5 protein-coding genes are annotated in these 3,933 nt (G+C 70.8%); 3 read left to right on the top strand and 2 right to left on the bottom strand.

What is annotated here, in order from left to right; genetic code table 11:
- Nucleotides 1-42: 42 nt before the first annotated feature.
- Both OQF71_RS14070 and OQF71_RS14065 read right to left on the bottom strand, forming a co-directional pair.
- A complete protein-coding gene (locus OQF71_RS14070; protein WP_280588437.1) occupies nt 43-690 on the bottom strand; it encodes a hypothetical protein in 648 nt (215 codons plus the stop codon).
- Complete coding sequence (locus OQF71_RS14065) at nt 687-1,388, bottom strand: hypothetical protein (RefSeq protein WP_280588436.1); 702 nt, start codon at nt 1,386-1,388, stop codon at nt 687-689. The genes OQF71_RS14070 and OQF71_RS14065 overlap by 4 nt, the downstream gene beginning before the upstream one ends.
- A 110-nt stretch (nt 1,389-1,498) precedes the next feature.
- On the opposite strand from OQF71_RS14065, the gene OQF71_RS14060 reads away from it, so the two are divergent.
- The 3 genes from OQF71_RS14060 (at nt 1,499) to OQF71_RS14050 (ending at nt 3,881) form a co-directional block, all read left to right on the top strand.
- Nucleotides 1,499-2,278, top strand: coding sequence for a DUF2103 domain-containing protein (locus tag OQF71_RS14060; RefSeq protein WP_280588435.1), 780 nt, complete (start codon nt 1,499-1,501; stop codon nt 2,276-2,278).
- A 97-nt stretch (nt 2,279-2,375) separates the two neighbouring features.
- Nucleotides 2,376-3,035, top strand: coding sequence for a metal-dependent transcriptional regulator (locus OQF71_RS14055; RefSeq protein ID WP_280588434.1), 660 nt, complete (start codon nt 2,376-2,378; stop codon nt 3,033-3,035).
- A gap of 147 nt (nt 3,036-3,182) precedes the next feature.
- Nucleotides 3,183-3,881, top strand: a complete 699-nt coding sequence (locus OQF71_RS14050) for a LysE family translocator (RefSeq protein WP_280588433.1) — start codon at nt 3,183-3,185, stop codon at nt 3,879-3,881.
- The last annotated feature ends 52 nt before the right edge of the window (nt 3,882-3,933 follow it).

Below are 3,933 nucleotides of genomic sequence, written 5' to 3'. Positions count from 1 at the left end.
CGGGGCTGCGCTAGGACTGGACGCGGTCTCGTTCGGCGCCGTTCACTCCCCCGACGCCCCGAACAGCCCCTCCCGGACCCGCTCCGCGACGCCCGTGAGGTGCGCTTGGCCGAACAGCGCCACGAGGAGCGCGCCCACGGAGTTGTACGTCAGGTCGGCCACGGTGTCGTCGAGCCCGAACTGCGCGAGCGGCATCGAGACTCCAGTCTCGTCGGCGACGACGTCGAGCGCGAACTCGAACAGCTCCCAAACGACGCCGAACGCGAGCACCACCACGAAGATGAAGACGAACGCGAACCGCGACGGGATCCGGATCTCGTCGCTGTGGAGGTCGATAGCGCGCAGCGTCGTGTATCCCGTCCCCGCTATCAGCGTCGCCGAGAGCGCGTGCGTGAGGTGATCCCACCACTCGACGCGGGCGTAGAACCCGGCCGATCCGACGGTGTGCAGCAACACCGCGGTCGTGATCCACACGCCGAGCCAGGGGTCGAGCGGGATGTCGTAGTTGCGTTCGAGCAGCGCCGGGACGAAGGTAACGAACAGCCCGAGCCCGCCGTTGGTGATCGCCTTCGGCTGGCCGAAGGACGCGCCGTAGACGACGATACCGGCGAGCAGGACCTGCATCACTCTGGTGAGCCGCCGCTGGGTCTGCAGCGACGGGCGGGCGCGGAGGACACCGCGGACGCTCATCGGTGCACCACCCACCCTATCGCGCGGCGAAGCCGTGCTCCGCGCCCTCGAAAGTACGCGTCGAAGAGGACGCCGGCGGCGAGCCCGGCCAGCGTCACGTAGATCCACTCGATCATCAGCGCGTCGTTGGTCGTCAGGTAGCTGGTCCCGAGCAGCCGGTCGGCGTTCCACCGGAGCACCGTCCACGCCGCCGCCGTCGCCATCGTGGTCATCACGACGAACACGATCGCGAACCAGTGCGTGACCCGCAGCGTGGTGAACATCTGGAGCTCGACCGTGACGATCAGCGCGAACGCGGCGATCGCGAGGTACGTCGCGAACGTCCCGAGCTCTCCCCCGAGGAGCGTGCGTACCAGCACCGGCAACAGCGCGAGCGCGAGCACCTCCCACGGGAGCATCACCCGCGGGTCTCGCGCTGCGACCGCCGGCGCGACCACGACGGCGGTGATAGCGGCGACGAGGATCATCGGTAGGAGGTCGAACCCGAGCAGGCTCTCGACGAAAGTCCCGACGAGCACCGTCACCATCGCCCACGCGATCAGTGCGTTCATCCGTCCGCTGCGGAACAGCCGCGCCAATCGGTCCGCGAAGGCGTTCCCCTCCGGAATATCCGGTTCGGCGTCGGCCGGGGCGCCCGCGTCGGTTTCGGCTCCGGAATCCCCGCTCGAGGGATCCGTCGCGGATCGGTCGGTATCCATACCCTCTCTCAGGTCGGCTCCCATTAATATGGGTTGCCTCCCGGTGCGGGCGGGGTCATCGAGGCGCGTCGAACGGACGCGTTTTTACCCGCCACGCGCCTCCGTCCGATATGAACTGCCGGCGGTGTGGCACTCCCCTCCGCAAGCCCGGAGACTACTGTCTCACCTGTAACACCGCCAACGCCGACGCCGTCGTCGTCGAGTTCGCCGAGGACCGCGCGCGCCTGACGGTGCTCGACGAGGACGCGGTCGTCGGCGAGACGACGGTGACGACCCGCCCGGAAAGCGACGAGCAGCTCACCGAGATCCAGCTGCGCAACTTCGCCGGGCGAGTCGCCGACGAGATCCGCCGCAAGCGCCCCGACACCGTCTACGCCGCCGGCGCGCGGGAGCCCCTCCGCGAGACCCGCGCGCAGGTCCACCACGAGTTCTACCGGGTGCCCGACGCGAGCGTCGGCGAGGAGGGGGACGATTCGGGCGGGACCCGCGACCCCGACGCGAGCCCCGTCGTCTCGTGGGTCCTCGACCGGCGCGGCGACCGCGCGCTGGAGGTGGTCGAGACCCCGCCGCGCGAGAAGATCGGCGGCTCCCACTCGACGCTGATCGGCGACCGGAAGGGCCGGAAGGCGGTGAGCACGGTCGCGCAACACCCCCACGTCAAGAAGATCGTCCCGGGCCCCATCGACGCCGGCGGTACCGGCTCGCGGACGGGACTCCGCGCGAAGGCGACGCGCGCCGGGACCAACGGCAACGTCCGGCTGCTCCTCCGCGACGGCTCCAGCGTGCAGGAGAACCGGATCGTCACCACCGCGATGGACCGCGAGACGGGCGAACGGGTGCGGGAGGACCTCAACGAGGCGCTGCGGGAGGCGGAGCTCCAGGACGAGTGAACGGGCGACGGGTCGAGAGCTTCGCTCTCGCTCGCAGCCGGACGTACTCCGGCGACTCCCGGTAGGTATTTCTGCCGGCGGCCGCGATCGCTTATAAATGCTGAGCGACGTCATGGAGGACTACCTGAAGGCGATCTACGTCCTCCAGTCGGAACACGGCCCTCCCGTCTCGACGTCCGCGGTCGCGGAGTACCTCGACAAGACCTCCCCGTCGGTCACGGACATGCTGGGGAAGCTGGAGGACCGCGGACTCGTCGAGCGCGAGCCGTACCAGGGCGCGGAGCTCACCGCGGACGGCGAGGCCGTCGCGTTGGAGGTCGTCCGCCACCACCGGCTGTTGGAGGCGTTCCTCGCCGACCGCCTCGACTACGACTGGAGCGAGGTCCACGACGAGGCCGACGCCCTCGAACACCACATCTCCGAGGCGTTCGAGCGCCGCGTCGCCGAGGCGCTCGGCGACCCCGCCGTCGACCCTCACGGCGACCCCATTCCGGGGGCCGACCTCGAACCCGTCGACGAGGGCAGCGGCCCCCGGCTCTCCGATCACGCCGAGGGGGACCGCGTCGTCGTCACCCGGGTGTCCGACCGCGACGAGGACGAGCTCGACTACCTCGCCGACGCCGGGATCACCCCCGGTACCGAGCTCGAGGTCGTCGGTGTCGCCCCCTTCGGGATGGTGACCGTGGCGACGCCGACCGGCGAGCAGAGCCTGCCGGCGCCGGTGGCCCGGTCGATTCGCGTCGAGGACGCGGACTGAGCGCGTCGGAGCCCGCGCCATCGGCGGCTGCTCTCGCCGCCGTCGACCGCACCGCCCTCCACCTTCGTCCACCGATGTCGCTTTCTCGGCCTTGGCGCCCGCGATTTCTTCGCGGACTTTTTCACGAAACCGGGCGTTTCGAGCGGTGTGAACCTCCTCGTGACGCTCGGTGCGGGAGTCGTCTTCGGCCTCGCGCTCGCGGCCCCGCCCGGTCCGATGAACGCAGTCATCGCCGAGGAGTCGGTGCTACGGGGTCGATCCGCCGGCTTCCGAGCCGGGCTCGGCGCGGCGACCGCCGACGCGATCTTCTTCGTGCTCGCGTACCTCGGCGTCGTCGCCGTCGTCGACTCGCTCCCGCTGCTCCGCGCCGCCATGGTCGCCGTCGGCGGCGTCCTGATGCTGTACTTCGCCGTCGGCGCGGCCCGCGGCGCACGCGCCTCGTTCCGCCCGACCTCGGGAGACGAGCCCTCGATCGAGGGCGGGAAGGGGTTCCGCAAAGCGCTGGTGCTCGCGTTGACGAACCCGTATCAAGTGCTGTTCTGGCTCACCGTCGGCGTCGGCCTGCTGCGCCCCGGCGAACTCGACGTGTTGGCGCGCCTGCCGGTCGTCGGCGCCGACCTCGCCGGGACGCTCGTGGTCTCCACCGGGTCGCCCGCGCTGATCGGCGGCTTCTTCCTCGGCGTGTTGACTTGGATCGTCGGCTTTCCGACCGGGCTCGTCGCCGCCGAGAACCGGACCGAGACGCTCGCGCCGGTCGTCGCGGTCGCGTCGGCGGCCGTGCTCGCCGGGTTCGGCGTCTTCTTCCTGTACGACGCGGCCACGACGCTGGCGACGCTTGCGGCGTAGCCGCCGCGGTACAGCGCCACGGTCGCGCGACCGGGGGCGGGGCGCAAGGGCA

Origin of the sequence: Halorubrum sp. Boch-26 (assembly GCF_029889805.1) — an archaeon.
Classification (GTDB): Archaea; Halobacteriota; Halobacteria; order Halobacteriales; family Haloferacaceae; genus Halorubrum.
The sequence above is the reverse complement of the archived record's forward strand: the minus strand, read 5'-3'. Positions and strand labels throughout refer to the sequence as shown.

Bases quoted from the DNA above. Each gene is read 5' to 3' on its own strand.
- OQF71_RS14065 (WP_280588436.1), bottom strand. From the start codon at position 1,388: ATGGATACCGACCGATCCGCGACGGATCCCTCGAGCGGGGATTCCGGA.
- OQF71_RS14055 (WP_280588434.1), top strand. From the start codon at position 2,376: ATGCTGAGCGACGTCATGGAGGACTACCTGAAGGCGATCTACGTCCTC.
- OQF71_RS14060 (WP_280588435.1), top strand. From the start codon at position 1,499: ATGAACTGCCGGCGGTGTGGCACTCCCCTCCGCAAGCCCGGAGACTAC.
- OQF71_RS14070 (WP_280588437.1), bottom strand. From the start codon at position 690: ATGAGCGTCCGCGGTGTCCTCCGCGCCCGCCCGTCGCTGCAGACCCAG.